The sequence below is a fragment of the Mesotoga sp. HF07.pep.5.2.highcov genome (genome assembly GCF_003666285.1).
Taxonomy (GTDB): domain Bacteria; phylum Thermotogota; class Thermotogae; order Petrotogales; family Kosmotogaceae; genus Mesotoga; species Mesotoga prima.
Map to the genome: position 1 here is coordinate 1 of NZ_JFHJ01000346.1, position 1,117 is coordinate 1,117.

Consider the following 1,117-nt stretch of genomic DNA (forward strand, 5'->3'; position numbering starts at 1 on the left):
TTTATTCGAGGAAAGAGAGAATTTCTTCAGCCACCCTTTCGGGTTTGTCGGTGAAGGGAGCGTGTCCTCTTCCCTCAATTATCTTGAGAGTACTTCCAGAAATCTCTTCAGAAATCTTTTTTGCATAATCTAAAGGAAGTATTTCATCCCTTTCTCCCCAGATTATCAATACATTCAGATCGATTTCTCCAAGCATTCCCGAAAGAGAACCGCCATCGCTGTCCTTAATGAACTCACTAATGAACTGTATAGACATACGATCTACGAGAGCAAAATACTTTCCGAACTCCTCATGGACAAAGTAACTTTTGTCTCCCAGCCTTTTAGTATAGAGATACCTCTGAACAGGATAGGTCTGATAATAGAATCGCATTGCAATCCATGTCAACACTTTGCTACTAGAAATGAAATCAGGCACGAGTTTCTGTTCGGTGAGTGCGTAAGAATCTATAAGAATAAGATTCTCTACTCTTTCTGAATAGTAGTAGCCGATGTTGAGCGCGATCTCTCCTCCGAGGGAGTGCCCTACTATATCTGCTTTTTCAATGTTCAGAAGATTCATCAAATCTACAAGAAGCTCCGCGTATCCTTTTCTTGAGTAGTCTCCTTTGCTTGACGCTTCAGATAATCCTGATCCAGGGAGGTCTACTAGGTAGACTTTTCTATTTGAAGAGAGAAGCTTGGCCAGTTCTGAAAAATCAAGATGCGATCCGGGAAATCCGTGAATCATAAGCATCGGTTTTCCTTCGCCGAGAACCTTCAGAAAAAGCTCTTCCTCACCGACCTTCAAGTACCTACCTTCCCTTTCAATCCTGTTCAAAAAAACCCTCGCCACTGTCACACTGAAAATTCCGTTGACAACTGCAAATGCAATGACAATAAGCAGAATCAGAAAGAGCGTCCTAACTATTTTCATTCGCGACACCCCTTTACAGAAGTTGTCGAGCAACAATAATATACCATTTTTCGCATAATGATCTTCTAACTCTCTTATGGTCTGAAATTTGAGAAGAATTATAATCTGCCGGTACTACGTGAAGTATCTTAAGAGCAAATTCTGTTGGCATGAATCCATCTGCTATTATCTTCCCTTTTTCATGTTGTTCAGAAGCTGAGC

The 1,117-nt window shown here is 41.0% G+C and carries 2 protein-coding genes; both read right to left on the bottom strand.

The features are described from left to right. Position 1: 1 nt before the first annotated feature. Positions 2 to 916, bottom strand: a complete 915-nt coding sequence (locus BG32_RS07480) for an alpha/beta fold hydrolase (protein ID WP_006492134.1) — start codon at positions 914 to 916, stop codon at positions 2 to 4. Between the two features lie 13 nt (positions 917 to 929). Then, a partial coding sequence (locus BG32_RS15810) for a hypothetical protein (protein WP_220660314.1) occupies positions 930 to 1,117 on the bottom strand: 188 nt, incomplete at its 5' end.